At 66.3% G+C, this 22,451-nt stretch carries 20 protein-coding genes; 13 read left to right on the top strand and 7 right to left on the bottom strand.

Annotated features, from left to right (window positions below; translation table 11 throughout):
• The first annotated feature begins 225 nt into the window (after positions 1-225).
• Positions 226-477, top strand: a complete 252-nt coding sequence (locus WS70_RS26755; RefSeq protein ID WP_059471323.1) for a hypothetical protein — start codon at positions 226-228, stop codon at positions 475-477.
• Positions 478-565: 88 nt separating this feature from the next.
• Here WS70_RS26755 and WS70_RS26750 read toward each other — a convergent pair whose 3' ends face one another.
• Complete coding sequence (locus WS70_RS26750) at positions 566-1,768, bottom strand: GlxA family transcriptional regulator (RefSeq protein WP_059598296.1); 1,203 nt, start codon at positions 1,766-1,768, stop codon at positions 566-568.
• A gap of 286 nt (positions 1,769-2,054) precedes the next feature.
• On the opposite strand from WS70_RS26750, the gene WS70_RS26740 reads away from it, so the two are divergent.
• The 7 genes from WS70_RS26740 (at position 2,055) to WS70_RS32545 (ending at position 10,259) form a co-directional block, all read left to right on the top strand.
• Positions 2,055-3,440, top strand: a complete 1,386-nt coding sequence (locus WS70_RS26740; RefSeq protein ID WP_059471325.1) for an L-serine ammonia-lyase — start codon at positions 2,055-2,057, stop codon at positions 3,438-3,440.
• A gap of 16 nt (positions 3,441-3,456) precedes the next feature.
• A complete protein-coding gene (locus WS70_RS26735) occupies positions 3,457-4,701 on the top strand; it encodes a sarcosine oxidase subunit beta family protein (protein WP_059598297.1) in 1,245 nt (414 codons plus the stop codon).
• Between the two features lie 178 nt (positions 4,702-4,879).
• Positions 4,880-5,188: a sarcosine oxidase subunit delta gene (locus WS70_RS26730; RefSeq protein WP_059598298.1), complete on the top strand. Its 309-nt coding sequence runs from the start codon at positions 4,880-4,882 to the stop codon at positions 5,186-5,188.
• Positions 5,185-8,193 carry a sarcosine oxidase subunit alpha family protein gene (locus WS70_RS26725; RefSeq protein ID WP_059598299.1) on the top strand — a complete coding sequence of 1,003 codons (3,009 nt, stop codon included), beginning with the start codon at positions 5,185-5,187 and terminating at the stop codon, positions 8,191-8,193. The genes WS70_RS26730 and WS70_RS26725 overlap by 4 nt, the downstream gene beginning before the upstream one ends.
• Positions 8,183-8,818 (top strand): sarcosine oxidase subunit gamma, encoded by a 636-nt coding sequence (locus tag WS70_RS26720; protein ID WP_059471329.1) that lies wholly within the window; start codon positions 8,183-8,185, stop codon positions 8,816-8,818. The genes WS70_RS26725 and WS70_RS26720 overlap by 11 nt, the downstream gene beginning before the upstream one ends.
• Positions 8,818-9,276: a dihydroneopterin aldolase gene (locus tag WS70_RS26715; RefSeq protein WP_059471330.1), complete on the top strand. Its 459-nt coding sequence runs from the start codon at positions 8,818-8,820 to the stop codon at positions 9,274-9,276. Before WS70_RS26720 ends, WS70_RS26715 begins: the two co-directional genes overlap by 1 nt.
• On the top strand, positions 9,273-10,259 hold the full coding sequence (locus tag WS70_RS32545; protein ID WP_203236007.1) for a hypothetical protein: 987 nt from the start codon (positions 9,273-9,275) through the stop codon (positions 10,257-10,259). The genes WS70_RS26715 and WS70_RS32545 overlap by 4 nt, the downstream gene beginning before the upstream one ends.
• Before the next feature lie 623 nt (positions 10,260-10,882).
• Here the strand turns inward: WS70_RS32545 and rpsU are convergent.
• Positions 10,883-11,095, bottom strand: a complete 213-nt coding sequence (gene rpsU, locus WS70_RS26705) for a 30S ribosomal protein S21 (RefSeq protein WP_010109316.1) — start codon at positions 11,093-11,095, stop codon at positions 10,883-10,885.
• A gap of 656 nt (positions 11,096-11,751) precedes the next feature.
• Here rpsU and WS70_RS26700 point away from each other — a divergent pair.
• The gene (locus WS70_RS26700; protein ID WP_059471332.1) at positions 11,752-11,961 is read left to right on the top strand and encodes a cold-shock protein; all 210 of its coding nucleotides are present in this window, start codon (positions 11,752-11,754) and stop codon (positions 11,959-11,961) included.
• Between the two features lie 190 nt (positions 11,962-12,151).
• The gene (locus WS70_RS26695; RefSeq protein ID WP_082716189.1) at positions 12,152-12,367 is read left to right on the top strand and encodes a hypothetical protein; all 216 of its coding nucleotides are present in this window, start codon (positions 12,152-12,154) and stop codon (positions 12,365-12,367) included.
• Positions 12,368-12,603: 236 nt separating this feature from the next.
• Here the strand turns inward: WS70_RS26695 and WS70_RS32215 are convergent, their stop codons facing one another.
• Entirely contained in the window at positions 12,604-13,059 is a 456-nt protein-coding gene (locus WS70_RS32215; RefSeq protein ID WP_059471334.1) for a DUF3761 domain-containing protein, read from the bottom strand.
• Positions 13,060-13,334: 275 nt separating this feature from the next.
• Here WS70_RS32215 and WS70_RS26685 point away from each other — a divergent pair, with 275 nt between their 5' ends.
• The gene (locus WS70_RS26685) at positions 13,335-13,595 is read left to right on the top strand and encodes a hypothetical protein (RefSeq protein ID WP_059471335.1); all 261 of its coding nucleotides are present in this window, start codon (positions 13,335-13,337) and stop codon (positions 13,593-13,595) included.
• Positions 13,596-13,623: 28 nt separating this feature from the next.
• Here WS70_RS26685 and WS70_RS26680 read toward each other — a convergent pair whose 3' ends face one another.
• Together WS70_RS26680 and WS70_RS26675 are read right to left on the bottom strand one after the other, a co-directional pair.
• Positions 13,624-13,974 carry a cupin domain-containing protein gene (locus tag WS70_RS26680; RefSeq protein WP_059471336.1) on the bottom strand — a complete coding sequence of 117 codons (351 nt, stop codon included), beginning with the start codon at positions 13,972-13,974 and terminating at the stop codon, positions 13,624-13,626.
• Positions 13,975-14,039: 65 nt separating this feature from the next.
• Complete coding sequence (locus WS70_RS26675; RefSeq protein WP_059471337.1) at positions 14,040-14,738, bottom strand: HAD-IA family hydrolase; 699 nt, start codon at positions 14,736-14,738, stop codon at positions 14,040-14,042.
• Between the two features lie 507 nt (positions 14,739-15,245).
• Here WS70_RS26675 and WS70_RS26670 point away from each other — a divergent pair.
• Together WS70_RS26670 and WS70_RS26665 are read left to right on the top strand one after the other, a co-directional pair.
• On the top strand, positions 15,246-16,178 hold the full coding sequence (locus tag WS70_RS26670; RefSeq protein WP_059471338.1) for a 2-hydroxyacid dehydrogenase: 933 nt from the start codon (positions 15,246-15,248) through the stop codon (positions 16,176-16,178).
• Positions 16,179-16,214: 36 nt separating this feature from the next.
• Positions 16,215-16,703, top strand: coding sequence for an OsmC family protein (locus tag WS70_RS26665; RefSeq protein ID WP_059598300.1), 489 nt, complete (start codon positions 16,215-16,217; stop codon positions 16,701-16,703).
• Positions 16,704-17,160: 457 nt separating this feature from the next.
• Here the strand turns inward: WS70_RS26665 and WS70_RS26655 are convergent, their stop codons facing one another.
• Both WS70_RS26655 and WS70_RS26645 read right to left on the bottom strand, forming a co-directional pair.
• A complete protein-coding gene (locus WS70_RS26655) occupies positions 17,161-18,597 on the bottom strand; it encodes an MFS transporter (protein WP_059598301.1) in 1,437 nt (478 codons plus the stop codon).
• 382 nt (positions 18,598-18,979) lie between these two features.
• Positions 18,980-22,357: a 3-keto-5-aminohexanoate cleavage protein gene (locus tag WS70_RS26645; RefSeq protein WP_059471341.1), complete on the bottom strand. Its 3,378-nt coding sequence runs from the start codon at positions 22,355-22,357 to the stop codon at positions 18,980-18,982.
• Positions 22,358-22,451 lie beyond the last annotated feature (94 nt).

The following is a 22,451-nucleotide window of genomic DNA, read 5'->3' as shown; positions in this document are numbered from 1 at the left end:
CCGGCGCGTGACGCGCACGTCGCCGCTGCGAAGCTGGGCAGCGTGCAGCATCGGACCGTCGGCCGATTGGCTGAGCGCGGCGGCACAAGGGGCCGCACAAGGGGCGGAACAGGAGGCGTCGACGAACGCATGGCGTGGAAACCGTATCGATTGGCCTTTATACCGCAGTTGCGCCACACAGGACGATCTACAGTGGGCTTCTTCACCACCCCTCTGGCGTTCACGATGAAAGCAGAAGCAATCCTTCCCGATCACGTCGACCGGATCGAAATCGGCGGCGTGTCGGCTCGCAAAGGGACCGTTGCAGCGTTCCTTGCCAACGCGCGCGTCTGGACCGACGCGCGCGCATCGACGGAAGCGCGCGCGGAGGCCGAGCGCGACATGCTCGACGCGCTGCCGTCGCTGCGTGCGCTCGGGTTCTTCGACATGCTGGAAATTCGGGATGCGCGGCTCAGGGCGTTCGTCGACGCGCATTGAGCGGCGTGCGGGGAACTGACGCGCCTGCGCGCGGCGGTGCTTGCCGGGCGCTCGGCGCCGCACGACGGCGCCGCTGACCGCCGCGCGCTCAGGCGGCGCCCACGCCGTCCCGACGCGTATCCGCATCGGCATCCGCATCGGCACCCGCATCGGCATCCGCATCGGCACCCGCACCCGCACCCGAATCCGAATCCGAATCCGTACCCGCATCGACGTCCGCATCCACATTGTCGAGCGCGCACGCCATTGCCGACGCGTCCCCGTCGCCGCCCGCGCCGCCTTTCTCCCGGTATGCCGCGGGCGGCGCGCCGAACTGCTTGCGGAATTCGCGCCCGAGGTGCGACGCATCGGCGAACCCGCAGCTCGACGCGATGTCGGCGACGGTCCGGTCCGAGCTCGTCAGCAGCCACGCGGCGGTGCGCAGCCGCACCTGCTTCGCGAACGCCTGCGGGCTCTTGCCCGTCTCCGCCTTGAAGAGCCGCTCGAGCTGGCGCGTCGACAGATCGAGCTTGCACGCGAGCTCGTCGAGCGGCAGCGCGCGCCCGACGTGCTGTTCCATCAGCAGAATCGCGCGCTTGACCTTCGGATGCGTCGCCGGCTCCAGGCCGGGCGGATGCGGCTGCGGCGCGTTGCCTTTCTGCATCTCGCCGACGAGCAGGATCCGCAGCGCCTTCTGCACGGTCGCGTGATCGAAGTGGCGCAACAGGATCGCCGCGGCGACGTCGATCGACGCGCGCCCGCCCGAGCAGGTGATCCGCCGCCGGTCGATCACGAACAGGCGATCGGCGATCAGGAGATCCGGATCGACACTCGGAAAGCGTTCGATGAAGTCCCAATAATGGAACCAGCTGACGCAGACGCGGTGCCCGTCGAGCACGCCCGCGCGCATCAGCGCGAACGCGCCTGTGCAGATCCCGACGAGGTTCGCGCCCGCCGCTGCCGCGCGGCGGACGAACTGCAGCGTCTCCGGCCCCGCTTGCGGCCCCGAATGCAGCAGCCCGCCCACGACGACGACGTAGTCGAACGCGTCGGCATCGGCATCGTCGAACGTCCGCCACGGCGTCACCTGGATTCCGCAGCTCGCGCGCACGGGCGCGAGCGTGTCGCCGATCACGGTCCACGAGCAGCGCACCGGCTTGCTGTAGTCGCCGTCGTCGGCGGACAGCCGCAGCATGTCGGCGAACCCCGAGAACGCGGTCAGCGTGAAGTTCGGCAGCAGCACGATTCCGAAGCGCAGGCGCGGCTGCGAGGAATCGGCGGCGAGGGGGGAAGCGGATACGTCGGCGGTCATGGCTGCAATCGTCGGTTGGCCGGGCTCGGCCCGGCGTGTCTCCAGTCTGCGGGGCGCCCGAAGGCCGGCCGCCGCGCAGTCTGTACTGCGAGCGTCGCCGATCGGGCTGCGCGGGACTTGTGTTTTTTCGCCGCGAATCATCGCCGAAACGCATGAAGCGCCCGTCGCGCGCGGCGGTTGGCGGCGGCGTCCCACGCCAATGCCGTTTTTGTTCTATCGGCGGATTTTACGCTTTGATGTACTGACGTCCAATGTCAACCAAGCTTCGCTACGCAAGGGCAGCCAGATGAACGTCAGCGTTTTCGATCTGTTCAAGATCGGCATCGGGCCGTCGAGCTCGCACACGGTGGGGCCGATGATCGCCGCGCGCCGGTTCGCGTCGCATGTCGAGGATGCGAACCTGCTCGGCTTCGTGCGCCGCGTGCGGGTCGAGCTGTACGGCTCGCTCGGCGCGACGGGCAAGGGCCACGGCACCGACAAGGCGGTGCTGCTCGGTCTCGAAGGCCATCTGCCGGATCTGATCGATCCGGATCTGATCGAACCCCGGCTGAAGGCGATCCGCGCCGAGAAGTCGCTTTCGGTGCTCGGCAAGCGCGGCATCCGCTTTGACGAGAAGGACGATCTTGGCTTCTACCGGAAGCTGATGGGGGGCACGAGCATCGTCCATCCAAACGGGATGCGCTTCCAGGCGTTCGACGAGCACGGCCAGTTGCTCGTCGAGAAGGAGTATTACTCGGTCGGCGGCGGCTTCGTCGTCAATCGCGATGGCGATCGCGTGAACGGCGTGCGCGCGGCGGCCGAGGTGCCGCATCCGTTCCGCACCGGCGACGACCTGATGCGTGCGTGCCGCGACAGCGGCCTGTCGATCGCCGGGCTCACGTTCCGCAACGAATGCGCGCTGCGCCCGGCCGAAGAGGTGCGCGCGGGCCTGCTCGCGATCTGGCGGACGATGGCCGCCTGCGTCGAGCGCGGCTGCAAGGTCGACGGCGAGCTGCCGGGCCCGATGCGCGTGAAGCGCCGCGCGGCCGAGCTCAATGCGCGGTTGCGTAACCGCTCGGAGGAGTCGCTGCGCGATCCGCTGTCGATGCTCGACTGGGTGAACCTGTACGCGATGGCGGTCAATGAGGAGAACGCGGCGGGCGGGCGCGTCGTCACCGCGCCGACGAACGGCGCGGCGGGCGTGATTCCGGCCATCCTCCATTACTACGTGAAGTTCGTGCCCGGCTCGAACGAGCAGGGGATCGTCGATTTCCTGCTGACGGCCGCCGCGATCGGGATCATCTACAAGGAAACCGCGTCGATCTCCGGCGCGGAAGTCGGCTGTCAGGGCGAGGTCGGCGTCGCGTGCTCGATGGCCGCGGCCGCGCTCGCGGCGGTGATGGGCGGCACGCCCGGCCAGGTCGAGAACGCAGCCGAGATCGGCATGGAGCACAACCTCGGGATGACGTGCGATCCCGTCGGCGGCCTCGTGCAGATTCCGTGCATCGAGCGCAACGCGATGGGCGCGATCAAGGCGCTCAACGCGTCGCGGATCGCGTTGAAGGGCGACGGCCAGCACTACGTGTCGCTCGATTCCGTCATCAAGACGATGCGCGAAACGGGCGCCGACATGAAGACGAAATACAAGGAAACGTCGCGCGGCGGCCTTGCCGTGAACGTCATCGAATGCTAACGAAGGGTCCATCAACATGAGCCGCTACTCGATATTCAGCCTGTTCCGCAACGGCCTGTCGTATCACGAGAACTGGGAAAAGCAGTGGAAGAGCCCGGAGCCGAAGCGCGAGTACGACGTCGTGATCGTCGGCGGCGGCGGACACGGCCTCGCGACCGCGTATTACCTCGCGAAGGAGCACGGGATCACCAACGTCGCGATCCTCGAGAAGGGCTGGATCGGCGGCGGCAACACCGCGCGCAACACGACGATCGTCCGCTCGAACTACCTGTGGGACGAATCCGCCGCGCTCTACGAAAAGGCGATGAAGCTGTGGGAAGGCCTGTCTCAGGACCTGAACTACAACGTGATGTTCAGCCAGCGCGGCGTGATGAACCTTGCGCATACGCTGCAGGACGTGCGCGACACCGAGCGGCGCGTGAACGCGAACCGCCTGAACGGCGTCGACGCCGAGTTCCTGACGCCTGCGCAGATCAAGGAGATCGAGCCGACGATCAACCTGAACAGCCGCTACCCGGTGCTGGGCGCGTCGATTCAGCGGCGCGGCGGCGTCGCGCGCCACGATGCGGTGGCCTGGGGCTTCGCGCGCGGCGCGGACCGCGCGGGCGTGGACATCATCCAGAACTGCCAGGTGACGGGCATTCGCCGCGAAGGCGGGGCGGTGGTCGGCGTCGACACGGTGAAGGGCTTCATCAAGGCGAAGAAGGTCGCGGTCGCCGCCGCGGGCAACACGACGACGCTCGCCGACATGGCGGGCGTGCGGTTGCCGCTCGAAAGCCATCCGCTGCAGGCGCTCGTGTCGGAGCCGATCAAGCCCGTCGTCAACACGGTCGTGATGTCGAACGCGGTGCACGCGTACATCAGCCAGTCCGACAAGGGCGATCTCGTGATCGGCGCGGGCATCGACCAGTACACGGGCTTCGGCCAGCGCGGCAGCTTCCAGATCATCGAAGGCACGCTCGAGGCGATCGTCGAGATGTTCCCGGTGTTCTCGCGCGTGCGGATGAACCGGCAGTGGGGCGGGATCGTCGACGTGTCGCCGGACGCGTGCCCGATCATCAGCAAGACTGACGTGAAGGGCCTGTATTTCAACTGCGGCTGGGGCACGGGCGGTTTCAAGGCGACGCCGGGCTCGGGCTGGGTGTTCGCGCACACGATCGCGCGCGACGAGCCGCATCCGCTCAATGCGCCGTTCGCGCTCGAGCGCTTCTACAGCGGTCATCTGATCGACGAGCACGGCGCGGCCGCCGTCGCGCACTGACCGAACCACCACGCACTGACGTGCATGGGACCAGAGTAAAGCGCTAACGCGCTAACGCTGGTCGACCGCGAAGCATGGGACCAGAGTAAGCGCTAAAGCGCTAACTCTGGTCGACCGCGAAGCATGGGACCAGAGTAAGCGCTAAAGCGCTAACTCTGGTCGACAGAGGAGAACGAACATGTTGCTGATCGAATGTCCGTGGTGCGGTCCGCGCGCCGAATCCGAATTCAGCTGCGGCGGCGAAGCCGACATCGCGCGCCCGCTCGATACGGACACGCTGTCCGACCGCGAATGGGGCGATTACCTGTTCATGCGCAAGAACCCGCGCGGCGCGCATCGCGAGCAATGGCTGCACACGCAGGGCTGCCGCCGCTGGTTCATGGCGCAGCGCGATACCGTCACTTACGAAATCCAGGGCTACGACACGTTCGGCGGTGCCGCCGACGGCAAGCCGGCCGCCACCGCAGCAGAGGACACGAGCAAATGAGCCAGAAAGACCGACTCGGCGCAGGCGGGCGCATCAACCGCGCACAGCCGCTGACCTTCACGTTCAACGGCCGCACGTATCAGGGCTTCCAGGGCGACACGCTGGCGTCCGCGCTGCTCGCGAACGGCGTGCACTTCGTCGCGCGCAGCTTCAAGTATCACCGGCCACGCGGGATCGTGACGGCGGGCGTCGACGAGCCGAACGCCGTCGTGCAGCTCGAAACCGGCGCGTACACGGTGCCGAACGCGCGCGCGACGGAGATCGAGCTGTATCAGGGACTCGTCGCGACGAGCGTGAACGCGCAGCCGTCGCTCGAGCGCGACCGGATGGCCGTCATGCAGAAGTTCTCACGCTTCCTGCCGGCGGGCTTCTACTACAAGACGTTCATGTGGCCGCGCAAGATGTGGCCGACATACGAAGAGAAGATTCGTGACGCGGCAGGCCTCGGCAAGGCGCCCGACACGCTCGACGCCGACCGCTACGACAAGTGCTACGCGCACTGCGACGTGCTCGTCGTCGGCGGCGGCCCGACGGGGCTCGCGGCCGCGCATGCGGCGGCCGTGAACGGCGCGCGCGTGACCCTCGTCGACGATCAGCGCGAACTCGGCGGCAGCCTGCTCGCGTGCCGCGCAGAGATCGACGGCAAGCCCGCGCTGCAATGGGTCGAGAAGATCGAAGCCGAGCTCGCGAAGCTGCCCGACGTGAAGATTCTCACGCGCAGCACCGCATTCGGCTATCAGGATCACAATCTCGTGACCGTCGTGCAGCGGCTGACCGACCATCTTCCGGTATCGATGCGCAAGGGCACGCGCGAGCTGATGTGGAAGGTCCGCGCGAAGCGCGTGATCCTCGCGACAGGCGCGCACGAGCGTCCGCTCGTATTCGGCAACAACGACCTGCCCGGCGTGATGACCGCGTCGGCCGTGTCAACCTACATCCATCGCTATGGCGTGCTGCCGGGGCGCGTCACGGTCGTCGCGACGAACAACGATCGCGGCTATCAATGCGCGCTCGATCTGAAGGCTTGCGGCGCAAAGGTGACGGTCGTCGACGCGCGCGCGTCGACGCGCGGCGCGTTGCCCGCGGTCGCGAAGCGCAACGGCATCGCGGTGATGAGCGGCGCGGTCGTGTCGGCCGCGACGGGCAAGCTGCGCGTCGCATCGATCGACGTCGCGTCGTATGCAAATGGCAAGACGGGCGGCAAGATCGCGACGCTGCCGTGCGATCTCGTCGCGATGTCGGGCGGCTTCAGCCCGGTGCTGCATCTGTTCGCGCAATCGGGCGGCAAGGCGCACTGGAACGACGACAAGGTGTGTTTCGTGCCGGGCAAGCCGGTGCAGCCGGAAGCGAGCGTCGGCGCGGCGGTCGGCGAGTTCGAGCTGTCGCGCGCGCTGCGGCTCGCCGTCGACGCGGGCGTCGCCGCCGCGAAGTCGTCGGGCCACGCGGCCGAACGGCCGCCGGTGCCGAAGGTCGCCGAGGCGGTCGAGGACGCGTTGCTGCCGTTGTGGCTCGCGAGCGGCGCCGACGCGGCGGTTCGCGGTCCGAAGCAGTTTGTCGATTTCCAGAACGACGTCGGCGCGGCCGACATCCTGCTCGCCGCGCGCGAGGGCTTCGAATCGGTCGAGCACGTGAAGCGCTATACGGCGATGGGGTTCGGCACCGACCAGGGCAAGCTCGGCAACATCAACGGGATGGCGATCCTCGCGCAGGCGCTCGGCAAGACGATTCCCGAGACGGGCACGACGACGTTCCGCCCGAACTACACGCCCGTATCGTTCGGCGCGTTCGCGGGCCGCGAGCTCGGCGACTTTCTCGATCCGGTCCGCAAGACCTGCGTCCACGAATGGCACGTCGAGCACGGCGCGATGTTCGAGGACGTCGGCAACTGGAAGCGGCCGTGGTATTTCCCGAAGAAGGGCGAGGACCTGCACGCTGCCGTTGCGCGCGAGTGCCTCGCGGTGCGCAGCGCCGTCGGCATGCTCGATGCGTCGACGCTCGGCAAGATCGACATCCAGGGCCCGGACGCGGTGAAGCTGCTGAACTGGGTCTACACGAATCCGTGGAGCAAGCTCGAAGTCGGCAAATGCCGCTATGGGCTGATGCTCGACGAGAACGGGATGGTGTTCGACGATGGCGTGACCGTGCGCCTCGGCGACCAGCACTTCATGATGACGACGACGACGGGCGGCGCCGCGCGCGTGCTGACGTGGCTCGAGCGCTGGCTGCAGACCGAGTGGCCCGACATGAAGGTGCGCCTTGCGTCCGTCACCGATCACTGGGCGACGTTCGCGGTGGTCGGCCCGAAGAGCCGCAAGGTCGTGCAGAAGGTATGCAAGGACATCGACTTCGCGAACGACGCGTTCCCGTTCATGAGCTATCGCGACGGAACGGTCGCGGGCGTGAAGGCGCGCGTGATGCGGATCAGCTTCTCGGGCGAGCTCGCGTATGAAGTGAACGTGCCGGCGAACGCGGGCCGCGCGGTATGGGAAGCGCTGATGGAGGCGGGCGCGGAGTTCGACATCACGCCGTACGGTACCGAGACGATGCACGTACTGCGCGCGGAGAAAGGCTACATCATCGTCGGTCAGGACACCGACGGATCGATCACGCCGTTCGATCTCGGGATGGGCGGGCTCGTCGCGAAGTCGAAGGACTTCCTAGGCCGCCGGTCGCTCACGCGCGCCGATACCGCGAAGAGCGGGCGCAAGCAGTTCGTCGGCTTGCTGACCGAAGACGCGCAATACGTGCTGCCCGAAGGCGGCCAGATCGTCGAGGCCGATGCGGCCGCGTGCACGGACGGCACGACCGCGATGCTCGGCCACGTGACGTCGAGCTATTACAGCCCGATCCTGAAACGCTCGATCGCACTCGCGGTCGTGAAAGGCGGATTGACCCGGATGGGCGAGCGCGTCGGGATCTCGCTCGCAAACGGCCGGCGCGTGGTCGCGACGATTTCGAGCCCGGTTTTCTACGACACCGAAGGGGTACGTCAGCATGTGGAATGAAACGAGAAATGAAGCTTCGGTGGCGGCGCGCGCGCAGGACGGCGCACGGCTCGAATCGCCGCTCGTCGGCGCGGGCGACGCGTTGAAGGCGCACGACGCGCGCGCATCGAAGAAATTCCGGTTCCGCGAGCGGCCGTTCCTCGATCTCGTGAACGTGCGCGGCGAGCCGAACGATCCCGCGTTCGTGCGCGCATTCGAGCAGGTGGTCGGCTGCCGGCCGCCCATGAAGCCGAATACGGTCGCGCGCAGCGCGGACTACGACGTGCTGTGGCTCGGCCCCGACGAATGGCTCGTGCGCTCGAACGGCGCGGTCGCGGCGGGCGCGCTCGAAGCGAAGCTTGCGGAGGCGGTGCAGGGGATGTATGCGGCGGCCGTCGACGTCGGCAGCGGCTACACGGTCGTCGAAGTGAGCGGCGAACGCGCGCGCGACGTGCTCGCGCGCGGCTGCCCGCTCGATCTGCATCCGCGCATGTTCGGCGTCGGACAGTGTGCGCAGAGTCATTACTTCAAGGCGTCGATCGCGCTCGTGCCGATGGGCGGCGATACGTTCGACATCGTCGTGCGCCGCAGCTTCGCCGATTACTTCAGCCGCATCATGCTCGACGCGGCGGCGCCGCTCGTCTGATGAAGCCCGTCGACGAGCCGTTCGTCTCGCTCGATGCGCCGCGCCTGAGCGGGCGCGGCTGGAGCATTTTCGTCGACGGATTGGAGGTGCCGGCGCGCATCGGCATTCATCCGCACGAGCATGACGCGCCGCAGCCGATCGTGATCGATGCGCGGCTCGGCTATCGATGCGCGCCGAGCGAGGAAGGCGGCTGGATCGATTACGACGGATACTGCGCGAAAATCGCGGCGTACCTCGCGGCGAAGCCGCATACGAGGCTGTTGGAAACCCTCGTCGCGGAAATTGCGGTGCTGTCGTTTCGGGAATGGCCGGCGCTGGAGACGCTGACGATCGCCGCGCACAAGCCGAAGATTCGACCGGGAACGAAGCGGGTGGGCGTCGAGCTGGATTGGACGCGGGCGGATTATCTGACGTGGAGCGGCACGGTCGCGCGACACCACGGAGTGCGGGCGGCTTGACGCATTGTCTCGCAAGCTGGAATTTCTTCAGGCATCCGACGGATATCCCGTTTGAAGGAACGCGCGGCTCACGGCTTGTAGCGCCATTTTTCCGCCGATGGATCGATCAGGCGATACTCTTTGTCCCGTTGCAGCGCGCGTGCTTCGTCTGCAAGTTTCAGCGTGCGCAAGCGATCTTGTTGCAACGTTTCGAAGCGGCTGGGCGTACGTCCGAACGTTTTATCGAGTCGATTCTTCATGATGGCGGTCGGGTTGTCGGCGTTTGTCGGAGGCGCCCGGCCGGCGATCCGGTTCGGGATCGCCGGCTTGACGCGGCGTGGTTTTCAATTGGCCTCGATCCCGGAAGCGGTTTCGAGCACAATGTCGATCGCGTCGGCACATGGCGCGCGAGTCGTGGGTTCCGGGGAACGCGCATGCGGTCATCTGAGTTGGTACATTACATCGCTCGCCATCTCGTCCGCCTCGAATTCCGAGTACCCGTTCGCACGCAACAGCTCGCGAAGCGCAGCGAACATCAGAAATTCGCGCTGATTGCATTCCAGGTTGATGTCGGTTTCGTTCAGGCGCTTGCTGTCGGCCTGAACGATTTCATTCTGGTACACCAGATTCAGTACGTCATCTCGATTCATCACAACTGCCGAGACATCGCTCGGCCCTCTTTGAGTCGGTCGTTCGAGCGGCTGGGCGTGAACGCAACGTCGTCTGCGGCTGATGCGCTGCGCATCGCCGTCTATCGTAAAGGGGGACTCACCGGTCAGCTCGAAGGCTTGGATCGGGTGAGCGCGGTGTCGGTGCCGCTTGGGCAATCCGGATTGCCGCGCCGAAGCGTTCATGATGCGCAGGGGTGGATGCGCACCCTATACGATTCAACCATGATCCGCTCTCTGGCGGAAATGTCGACCGATTATTTGCAACAGTCGCGCGCGGTCCTGTTCGAGCCCGATCCGGGCACGATCTCCTCGAATGGCCGCCCGTGCGAGTAGATTCGACTGACCACAGGACGGCGTCGTCGGAATGCGGAGACGCATGATGAGTGGCGCCGCTCGGAATTGACGGCATTCACGCGGTTGTGCGGCGGGATGATGCGAGCGAGGCTAATGGCCAATGCCGATGTCAGCGCATGGCTTTGGCCGATATTGGGCAGCGGCGCCGACATGTGCATGCGTCGAGCATCGAGGACGGCGGACGCGCATTGCGCGTGCACGTCGAATGCGGCATGCGATGGATGCGCGCCGTCGTGCGTGGCCGATGAGTGGTGAATGAGCGGTCGACAGTTTGTTCATCGACCATCTGAGCGCCTGAGCGCCTGAGCGCCTGAGCGCCTGAGCGCCTGAGCGCGTGCGGAGCGTGGCGGAAGTCATTCCGCGCCGCCCGTCCGTTGCAGTAATGATGCGGCATCGCCAGCGGCGATCGAACCGTCGTATCGAACAACGCATGAGTGGCGTGACGAGATCGCATGTATGCGAACGACATCGCCGAGGGCCGAGGCCGTTGCGAGGTGGCGTCGCGGTGACGTCGGTAGCCCGGCCCGCGCGCGAAATGGACGCTCTTCGAGCGTGACGCGCCTGGCGGCGCGCCCGCGCCGGCCTGGCCCGGACGCCGATGTTCAATACATCTTCTTCGGCGGCATCGATCGGCGAATTTGCTTGCGCAGTCTCGCGACGGCGGAAGCCTTCTTCCGCTTGCGCTCGGTGGTGGGCTTCTCATAGCTCGTCCGCGCGCGAAGCTCCTTGATCAGGCCGGTTCTTTCGATCGTGCGACGGAAGCGCCGCAGTGCGACTTCTACCGGTTCGTTTGGATTGAGGATGATCGTGGTCAAATTGGTCCTTGGTTGGGGCCTGGGCGATGGGGCGTCGGCGCGATCACGCGCATTCGCGGCTCGCCAGTAGCGCGTAGGCCTTGGGGAGGGCGACGACGGATGCGCTTGCTTCCTTCCGTCGGCGAACGTCGGCTGGTTGACGCGTGGAACGCAGCGTGGCGGAAATGTCGGCCGACACGGGTTGCTGCATGTCGAGTGCAGCGTGTGCATTGGCACGCGTCGCGGAGCGACGCGGCGACCGCGGGCGCGCGATGGCCTCGAAGCCGAACGCACGCGATGCAGTCAGTTGTGGCGCATCTGGAGCACGGAAGCCCGAAGATACGACGGTGCCACTATACACGTGAATCAACGTGAAGCACGATTCATTTTTGGCGACGGGCCGAATCGCGCGGCGATGCACATGATGCGCTCGATGCGAGCACCACGCGTTAGCGAGCGGCGCGGGGATGCATCGAAAGCGCGCGTTCCGATTATTTTCAGAAATGGCTTGACCGAGTGCTTCGTGCCGCGTATGGCCGCGGCAGAAGCCCTCAAGAAGTCCGATTGCTGTTCATCACTTTGCCGCCACTCGCGCGGAATTCGTTGTCCCCTCGCTCCTTGATGCTTCCCCATACCTGCGGCGGGGCAGGAGCGTATCAACTTTTTTAGGGATTCTTATGGATACCGGTACCGTCAAGTGGTTCAACGACAGCAAGGGCTTTGGCTTCATTTCGCCGGATTCGGGGGGCGACGACCTGTTCGCGCACTTCTCCGAAATCAGGGGCGAAGGGTTCAAGACGCTGGCCGAGAATCAGAAGGTGAGCTTCCAGACGAAGCGAGGCCCGAAGGGCCTTCAGGCAGCCAACATCAAGGGCTGTAAGCTGTAACGCTTTATACGCCCGATGCCGCAAACGCGCATTGGGGCTATGGGCCGGATTTCATGAAACCGGCCGCGCATCGATCTCCCCTCCCAAGGCGACGCTCGCCCACTTGCCTGCGTCCGCACCGTCCCGCGAACGAAATCGTGCCGCCAGAGATCGGCGGAATTCACGTTCGACTACTAAAATTACAATGCAAATGACTTCTATGACTTACCGCGGTTACGCGGTTCAATCTTTCGCGCACCGTCTGTCCGACGGCTATTTTTCATCCAACCTGTTGCTCGAAAAATCGCCGGCACACGCTGAAGAGGCGCTTTATCGCTTCTATGGGCTCGACTATTTTTCCACCGAGGAAGAGGCGGTTCACTACTCGAGCTGCTGGGCGCGCAACTGGATCGATACGTGCGGCTGAGTATCGACGCGTCGCGCAAGGGTGCGCGACGCGCGGGCGAGCGAACCGGCAGAATGCGATACGGTTCGCATTGCGATGTTGCGTGGCGACGCACATCGACTTGCGCGTTCTGCGCCGATTTACAATGCGTCGAATCCGACGCCGCGCGCCGGGCGCTCGCGGAAAGGCTTCCGCTGACGCCCGGGCGGGCGCATGAGGCCACCCCGGATTTCGTCGCGCGATGATGCCGCGCGACGTTACGAGCAGGTCCTGCCGTGCGACGGGCGGAAGCCCTTCGCCTTCGCTTCGGATTCCGACATGTATGCTCCTTGCTTGGTCTTGCCGTATTGCTTGTCGCTCGGGCAGTGATAGACCTTCGTGCCGGTATTTGCCCACACTTGGCCCGGAGCGCCGGCCGGTGCCGAACTTTTCGCTGCCGCCATACCCGACGGGGCAAGCGCGCCCGATGCCGCCGCGACGGGCGCGGCAGCCATCGGCGTGCCGCTCGCTGCTGCGGCCTTCGATGCGCCGTACCAGGTCTTCAAGCCCTTGTGGCCCGAGCATGCTCCTTTCTTCGATGCGCCGGAATAGAACGAGCCGTCTTTGCAAAGACCGGTCGTGCCGGCGGGCGCGCTTGCCGGCGCTTGTGCAAAACTGCTGATCGAGATGCACAAGCCGGCGGCGAGTGCCGAGAGAATGGCGGTCTTTTTCATTTCAACTCCTGATTATCCGGGTTGGCGCATATGCGCTTGCGTGACCTTGCGCGCTCGTGTTGCAACACGCGTGAAGTACTGACGCGGAAGCATGCGTCAGTACTGTCAATAACTCCCGGGCCGCGCAACCGGTTGACCAGCGAATCGCGGATAGCCTCGTATCGTTGCAACGATGCGTGACAATGTGTAACGGGCCTGGCGCGGCGGAGCGGGTGGCGCGGTCGTGAGATACTCGCCACCCTGCCGCGTTGCGGCGTACATCGACGGGAGTCGCCGTGTTTGCGAGTTTTGAACCGACCGCCACCGGGTTTGTCGCGGAAATCGATGGATGCCGTTGCAGCATCGAAGGTGCGCCGTCGCCGATCGCCGACCGGATCGACTGGCGCTGGACGATTTCGCAGCCGGAGCCGGACAACTTCGACGGCTCCGATCCTTACAAATATGAAGTGCTCGCGGTGGGCGAAACCGTGACGCCGCTGCAAGCCGAGCAGCAAATCGTCGCGTGGCTCGAAGCGCATCCGCCCGAGGACGCGTGACGCAGCGGCCGCCCGTGGACCGAGGCGGTCACGCCATCACGACGTAGACCTTGCGCAGCGTCTCGCGTATTTGCCATACGCCGACGGTATCGGCGGGGAAGAACAGCGTGTCGCCCGCGCGGATCTCGACCGGCTCGCCGCCCGCAGGCGTGAACGTGCACGCGCCCGACAGGATGTGCATCACCTCGGCGTTCGCGAGTTGCCGCTCGAAGCGGCCCGGCGAGCATTCCCACAGCCCGGCCTGGTTGTCTCCCGCGCCTTCGAGCGGAACGTCGAGACAGCGGGTATGCACGACGGTCGCGCCGAGCGGGCGGGCGACCGCGCCGGCGTCCTCGAGGCCGGCGGCGTCGACGGATTGAGAAATGACGGTGATGGACATCGGACTTGTTCCGTACTGTTCGTGCTGATTGGACATTGAAAGGAACGCTGCGCGCGGCGCGCCGGTCAACGGCCGGCGTCGACCGCGTCCGCGAGTTCCGCAAGCGAACGGAAGTGATGGTCGGGGCGGGAGATCTCGGATTCGATCGTGCCGCCCGAGCCTTGCTGCGCATGGCGGCGCTCGATCCAGCAAGTCGCGATGCCGAGCCCCATCGATACGCCGATGTCGTGATACTGGCTCTGCGCGACGTGCAGGTTGTCTTCCTGCCGGTAGCCCCACGCGCCTTCGAAACGGCCGCGCGCATACGCGAAGTAGCGCGGATCGGGTTTTTCGCATAGCGCGTCGTCGCAGCTCAGTTCGAGGTCGAACGGGTGATCGAGCGTCGCGGAGAAATGCTCGAGCGCCCACTGCTGCGCATTCGTCATCGTCACCAGCTTGAAATGCTTGCGCAGGCGCTTCAGCGCATCGACCGAATCGTCGAAGGCGGGCCAGCGCGCGACCGAGTCGCGAAAACCTCGGGCGATCGCATCGTCGTCGGGCAGGCCGAGCGCGGGCGCGACCGCATGCCAGCATCGGACGAGGTCGTCGGGATACCAGGTCGCGTTCGCGTCCTTGCGGGCGATGCGGTAGGCACGCAGGAAATCCTCGTCGGTGATTCGCGCGTCGGGCGCGGCGTCGTGAACGTAGTCGAGCATGCCGCGCTCGAAGTCGATCAACGTGCCGACGACGTCGAAGGTCAGAACTTTGAATCGGGTGAGGCTCATGGTGGGTCGGGCTCGATGGGTTGGGCGATGTGACGCGTGATTCGGCCGGCCGACATGATGAATGTCGACGCGCCGGCATTCGATGCCGATGACGACGGCGGCAGTGCGGCCAGCGTCAAGCGTCGCGGATTCGCGCGCGCTGCCGGGGGGCCGGCCGCGTGTCGCGCCGGACATCGTTCGGCGTGCGATCAGCTTAAGCGCAGACCGCGTCGCAGCGATGCTGAATTGACCGGGGCGGACCGCAGCGTATGCCGAATTGCGGAGCTCGACTGGGGAAATGTGCCGAATCGCGAGATTCGGGCGGGGCGAGGGCGAATTCGGCTGCTGAAAGATGCGGTTCCCGCTGCCGCGTGTCCGACGACGGCGTCGTGCCAAGCTGCGCCACGCTGTGCGCCGCCGGCGCATTCATCCGATCCCGCCGAGCCCTCTCTCCGAACAGGGCTTCCTGCCGGCATCGCGCGTTCCATTGTTACACTTACGTCAACTGTCCCTCCGCCGAAGCCCGCCATGAAGCCCCAGCTTCTCGTGCTGATCCCGCTGCGCGATCATGCGTACGCGCAACTTGCCGACGTATTCGACGTCATCTACGCGCCCGACCCCGGCGAGCGCCGCCACGCGATGACGGAACGCGGCGCCGCCGTGCGCGCCGTGCTGACGAACGGCACTACCGGTCTGCTCGCCGACGAGATTGCACGCCTGCCGAACCTCGAGTTCGTCGGCGCGCTCGGCGCCGGCTATGAGAACGTCGCGGTTGCCGGCGCGCGCTCGCGCGGGATCGTCGTCGTCAACGGCGCCGGCACCAACGACGACTGCGTCGCCGATCACGCGTTCGCGCTGCTGCTCGCGGCGGTGCGCGGCGTCGTGAAGCTCGATGCGGCATGCCGTGCGGGCGTGTGGCGCGACGCGCTGCCGATGCAGCCGAACGTTTCCGGCAAGAAGCTCGGGATCGTCGGCCTCGGCAACATCGGCCAGAAAGTCGCGCGCCGCGCGGCGGGCTTCGACCTCGAGATCGGTTATCACAACCGCACGCCGCGAGAAGGCGTCGCGTACCGCTATTTCGCCGACCTCGAAGCGCTCGCGCGCTGGGCGGATTTTCTCGTCATCGCGACGCCGGGCGGCGCGGCGACGCAGCATCTGATCGACGCGCGCATTCTCGGTGCGCTCGGTGAGCACGGTTTTCTCGTCAACGTGTCGCGCGGCAGCGTCGTCGACACGGCGGCGCTTGCCGACGCACTGCGTGCGGGCCGCATTGCCGGCGCAGGGCTCGACGTCTATGAAGGCGAGCCTGAGCCGCCGAGCGCGCTGATCGGTCTCGACAACGTCGTGCTGACGCCGCACTTGGGCGGCTGGTCGCCGGAGGCGCTCGACCGTTCGGTGCGGCAGTTCCTCGACAACGCGGCGCGTCACTTCGCGGGGCAGCCGGTGCTGACGCCGATCTGACGAACAGGAATCCCAACGCTGACTGAAGGAGAAGCGATGTCGACCTATACGGCCGAAGTGGCGTGGCAGAAGCAGGAAGGCGAGGCGTTCACGGACAATCGCTACAGCAGGAAGCACGAGTGGCGCTTCGACGGCGGTGTCCGCGTGCCGGCGTCGAGTTCGCCGCATGTGGTGCGCGTGCCGTTTTCCGATCCGGCGGCGATCGATCCGGAAGAGGCGTTCGTCGCGGCATTGTCGAGCTGCCACATGCTGTGGTTCCTGTCGCTCGCCGCGCAGAAGAAGTTCGTGGTGACGGGCTATCGCGACGTGGCTGAAGGCACGATGGAAAAGAACGCCGAGGGCAAGGAAGTGATGACGCGCGTCGTGCTGAAGCCGCACGTGACGTTCGGCGGCGAACGCGGACCCACGCGCGAGGACGTCGACGGGCTGCATCACGCGGCACACGAGGCGTGCTATCTTGCGAACTCGGTCAAGACCGAGATCGGCGTCGAAGGGAACTGGGCGCACGAGCGCGCGCCCGACTGACGAAAGCCGCGAACGAACGACGCATGGCAGGCGCATGTCAAGCGAAGCGCGCCGTGCACGTCGGTCATGCAAGTTGGCATGCCGACGTTTTCCGACGGCAGCCGGCTCGCCGTGCAATGAGCGAGAGTCGAGTCGCGATTGCCGGGGCGAATGGACGCGGCGCTGCTAGCGCGCCTCCCGCGCGATCTTGCCGAGCATCTGCCGACGGAACGCGAGATTGAGACGTATCCCATGAGCCGCGGTCCGGCTGAACGCCGAAGCGTAGCGCTCCGCCGTCCGTGTTGCTGGCGGGTGTCGCTGCGAACCGAATCTCGCTGCGACGCGCATTCGCCTAGCACGTGGGCGTCGCGCCGGCCGAATATCGGAAGCGATACGTGCATGGAACCGGGTCGGAGCGCGCCACGTCGTAGCGGTCTGCGGCCACGTTCGTGCCGTTCGCCGCGACTGCGGCCGCCGATCAGTTTGCAGCCGCGCCGGCGGGATCACGCGCGGTGTCGCTCGCGTCATCCGGCGATGCGAGCGCCTCGAGCGCCATGCCTTTCGTCTCGATACCCAGCACGCCGACCGTAAGCGCAGCGACGACGAACGACAGCGCACCGAGCGTGAATACGCCGCCTTGCCCGAAGATCGGCAGCACGACGCCGATCGCATACGGGCCGATCAGCGAGCCGACCCGCCCGATTGCCGATGCGAAACCCGAGCCCGTCGCGCGCGCGCCCGTGCCGTACAGCTCCGGCGTGTACGTATAGAGCACCGCCCACATCCCGAACAGGAAGAACTGCATTGCAAGCCCTGTGCAGACGAGCAGCGTCACGCTGCCGCCGAACAGCGCGCTTTGGCCGTATGCGTAAGCCATCGCGCCTCCGCCGACGAGCGAAGCGATGCACGTCGGCTTGCGTCCCCAGCACTCGACGAGCCAAGCGGCGCACAAGAAGCCGGGGATGCCGCCGAGCGAGATCAGCACCGTATAGAACACCGATTGCGTGACGGCGAAGCCGGCTTGCTGCAGCAGTGCGCCGAGCCACGACGTGAGGCCGTAGAATCCGAGCAGCGCGAAGAACCACAGCAGCCATACCATCGTCGTGCGGCGACGGTAAGCGGCGCTCCAGATTTCGCGGAATGCGCCTCGGCCGCGCACGGCGACGGGCTCCGCGAGTCGCGATGGCGCCGGCAGGCTCGAGACGCGCGCGGACTGCATCACTTTCGTCTCGACGTGCGCGAGCACGCGCTCGGCCTCGGCGAACCGGCCGTGATGCTCGAGCCAGCGCGGCGATTCCGGCACGAGTCGGCGCACGACGAGCACGAACACGGCGGGAAGCGCGAGCAGCGCAAGCACGGTGCGCCAGCCGAACAGCGGCAATACGAAGTACGAAACGATCCCGGCGGTGATGAAGCCGAGCGGCCAGAAGCCGTCCATCAGCGCGATCAAACGGCCGCGCTTCGCGGCGGGGACGAACTCGGATAGCAGCGTCTGCGCGACCGGAAACTCCATCCCCATGCCGATGCCGAGCAGCACGCGGTAGACGATCAGTGCGTCGACGCTCTGTGCGGTCGAGCACAGGTACGACGCCGCGCCCCACAACACCATGCTCCACTGGAGCACGGGGCGCCGGCCGAACCGGTCGGCGAGGAGGCCCGCGACTGCGGCGCCGAGCACCATCCCGAAGAAGCTCGCACTGGCGGCGAGGCCGGCTGTCGCGGTCGACAGGCCGAACTCCCTCTTGATCGAGCCGAGCACGAAGGTCATCGTGCCGAGGTCGACCGAATCGAAGAAGAACGCGATCGCGATGATCACGAAGATGAGCTTGTGATAGCCGGAAAACGGCAATCGTTCGAGGCGGGCGGCGGCGCTGGCGCGCGCGGCGTTCGAAGGGGCGGCGGGGGCGGCTGGCATGGCGGTCTCTGGTCGGAAGGCGGCCCGGCGCGGGATGCGCGGCGCGTGCGGCTCCTTCAGTAGACTTGACCATTATTCGCCGCCATAGAAGGAAAGCGGCATGCGGCTGGAACGGGTGCGCCATTGGCAGGGCGCCCATGCGCGCCTGCCGATGCGGCGTGGTAGCGAAGAAACCAGGGTGACGGGCGTTGCAGATGGGGCGCGACGCCCGTCGCGCACCCGTTCGATGCGCGAGGCGGATCGTCGCCGTCGCGCTTCGTCATTCGGACGTCGTCGCGCCTCGCTGGCAATTGCGTTCGTCCCGCAACGATGAGATCGGACATCGCCTTGCGTCAGCGGGAACCGGCATGTCGGCGCGCTCGGAGCCGACACGCCGACCCGCTTACGCGAGCGCTCGCCGCGTCGTCTGATTCGCGCTCGCCCGGTAGTCGATCATCGACGACTGCAGTTCGACCAAGATCGCATGCGCGCCGGTGTCGGCGGGCGCGTCGTGGAATCGCGCGATCCACTGACGAAGCCACAACGGGCTCGCGGCCAGGTAGCGGCGAATCGAGTGGCCGTCGTCGAGTCGCGCGTGGTCGTCGAGCAGGAACACGCCCGTTAGCCGTGCGACGATCTTGCCCTGCTGGCCTTCCTGCCAGATCGGCGTCGCGTGATCGTAGCGATAGTCGGCGGGCTGCGTGTGCACGAGGCAATGCTGCAGCACGTCCGCATGTTCGCCCGGCTGAATCACGTAATGACGGCTCGTGGTGCCGGCGAGGCTGCGCACGTCGTTGAAGGCGGTCACGTCGACGACCGACGTGCCGAGCCAGTCCAGGTGGATGTCCGCAGCGGAGCCGAACGACACGAAGAGCGCACGATCGAAGAACGTCCGGAGTTCGTCGCTCGTGAGGCCGAGACGCTCGCCGTCGCGGCACGCCTGCACGTCCAGTTGCTGCGCGGTCGCGATCCCGGAGCTGTGCGCGAAGCACTTGAGGAACGGCAGCCGTGCGATCTGCTCGGGCTTGATGCGTCGTGCGCGCGAGCCGTCCAGATACAGCGGGAATCCTGCCGCGTCGCGGCGCACGAGCTGCCGGTCCGTGTAGGCGAGCTTGGCCGGCTTGTCGACGAGGCGCGGCAGCATCAGGCGCTCGTAGATCAGCTGCGATTCCTGGCTGAAGTAGCTGCCGGCCGGATCCGCGTTCAGCGCGAAGCGGTTGTGCAGCATGCTGGCTTCGATCACTGTTTCGCCGTCGTCGCGGCGTCCCGAATGCGTGATCGCGAGCAGGCGCAGCGGCGTGTCGCGTGGCGCCTGCTTGGGCGGGCGCAGCGTCGGATCGGCGGCGATCTGCGCGACGAAGCCGTGGAATAGCTGAGCCATTCCGTTCGACAGCTTGAGGCCGAGCGGATAGTTCGTGGTCGGCGTGCTGGGCAGCACGACCCAGTCGGCGCTGTCGATCGCGGCTGGCAGATCGTCCGGCGCGATGTCGCGGCGTACGGGCGGCTCGCCCGCTGCCGCCGACGTCTCGAGCACGGTCCAGACAGGGCCGCACGCCTTGTGCGACGCGTTCGAGCGGTCGCGCAACTCGAGCGTGAGCTCGCGCAGCGCGTGATAGAGCAGCGCCATCGTCGCGCTGTAGCGCGGGCTCTGGCGCAGGCCGAGATTGACGACGTTGCTGTAGTCGCTGTTGTATCGGCAAGGAATCCCGACCAGATATTCGAGGCAGCGCAGCGGCAGCGGCTTGAACTGGTCGACGCGCACGCTGTAGCTCGCGTTGTCGCGCGTCACGGTCTTGCCGGGGCGCGCATAGTCTTCGAGCGCGCGGTCGTACGCATCGATCGAATGGCCGCGCGGCACGAGCAGCTCACGCGCGAAATTCAACGCCTGCGGGATCTGGATGTAGCGGGCGACCAGATATTCGTGGTCTTCATAGCGATCGAGTTCTTCGACGAACGAACGAATCGTAACGCCGAAGCTGCGCGCGGCCGTGAATACGTGCTCCGCGAGCGCGGCGGGATCGGTCGGCAGCGACGCCGGGCGCGCGAGGTGGGTCGCGAGCCGGTCCTCGATCTTGCGATACGTGTCGACGATCGGCCGCAGCGCATCGAGGATCGTGTCCGCCGATACGAGACGCTCGTCGGCCGGATAGTGCGCGAGCGCCGCCTCCGCTTGCCGGAACAGCGCGACGTCGGGACGCGACATGCCTAGCTCGTCGCGCAGCGTTTCGGCATCGACGATGCCGATGCCGCGGCGCTCGAGCTCGAGCCGCAGCCAACGAACCTGATCACCCGTTCCGCACGCCTTGCGCACGCCGCCCGGCACGCGCGTGTCGAACACGTTCAGCGCGTCTTCGAGGCCGACGCGGATGCCGTCGAGGTCGAGCGCGATCGCCACGTCGACGAGCATCGCCTGGAACGGACCTGGCAGCAGCAGAGAAATCTTGCACGACGGGAAGTTGTCGCGCAGTTTGTCGACGGTCGGGCGCAGTTGCGTGGCGGCGAGTTCGACGGCCTTCTCGTGCGCATCGTCGGTGCCCGCTTGCAGCAGCTTCGCGATCGCCTTGCGCGTGGGCACGTCGATCAGCGAGTCGTCGCTCGTGTCGCCGCTGACGGGGTCGCGATGGTGCTGATCGACCGCGGCGACGAGCATGAACAGCACTGGCACACCGGCTTTGACGAGCGGTGATTGATAGAGCGTGATCGAATTCTCGACGATCGTGTGGTTGAACACTTCGATCTCGGGCCGCACGCCGACGTCCGCGAAATGGGCGAGCTGATCGGCGAGGAACGCGTTCGGGTTATCGTAGCCGCCGCCCGCCTGGAATACGACGGGGCCGGGGCTGAACGACGCAACGTCGGGCGCGAGCTGCGCATGGCCGTAGCGCTTCAGGTGCGCACGTCGCAGCGGGCTTTGCGACGCGCGCCGGTCGCCGCGCGCGCTCGTCGACAGATTCAGGATCGCGGACGGCTCCAGGTCGAGCAGCGCGGGCATGATGTGGTCATAGTCTTCGAGCACGATGTGGTTGCGCTGTGAGCCGATGCTGATCGGAGCGTTCAGCCCGGGAATGGCGAGTGTCGCCTGATCGTCGGTTGCGCGCGTGTGCAAGTGGACTGCCGCCGCGCCTTCGCGGAGGGCTTCGCGCGAAGCCTCGACGATGCCGTCCGCCGTGATCGGCAGATAAGGCGAACGCGCCTTGCCCGGTTGCCAATAGCCGGCGCCGCACGTCTGCCAGCCGTTTTCGAACAGCGAATCGAGCACGGCCGCGTTGTCGGCGCGAATTCGCTCGACGAAATCCGGCGACAGATAAGTGTGGATTCGATCGTGGGTCCAGGTTAGATGCCCGTCGTCGGTCGCGGTCCAGCCGAATGTCGTGAGCTGCAGGACGATCTGCCGGACCAGCTCGATCGACGACAGGCGTTCGAGCGTGGTGCGCGTGATCAGCGGCGGTTGAGCGAGGGAATGTGAAATCGACGTGCGGTGCCATACGGCGCCGTTCGGCGCCCAGCCGCTCTGGCGCAGCGCATCCGGCACGGACGCCGCTTCGCGTGCGCCGTCATATCCGGCCAGGTCGATCGGTGCGTCGAAGCCGTATTCGCGCACGATACCGCCTGCGGGTATGGCCTCCCATCCGTTTGCCGCGAGCGCGTTGGTCGTCGCTTCGCGCATGTCGGCGGGCAGCAGCCCGAGCAGGACATCCGGGATGAACTTCGGCTCCAGCGGATCGAGGAACTTCGGGACAGCGCCGACGGGGGCTGCGGTGATGTAGAAGGTCTTGACCATGATCGTCCTGAATTACGTTGGAAAGTGATCCTAAATAACTGAGATCGGATACGGCATTTCATGGCGCCGTCGAGTCACCGGGCCGAGGGAGGGT

The organism is Burkholderia mayonis (assembly GCF_001523745.2).
Lineage (GTDB): Bacteria > Pseudomonadota > Gammaproteobacteria > Burkholderiales > Burkholderiaceae > Burkholderia > Burkholderia mayonis.
This window is presented reverse-complemented; position numbering and strand designations above follow the sequence as displayed.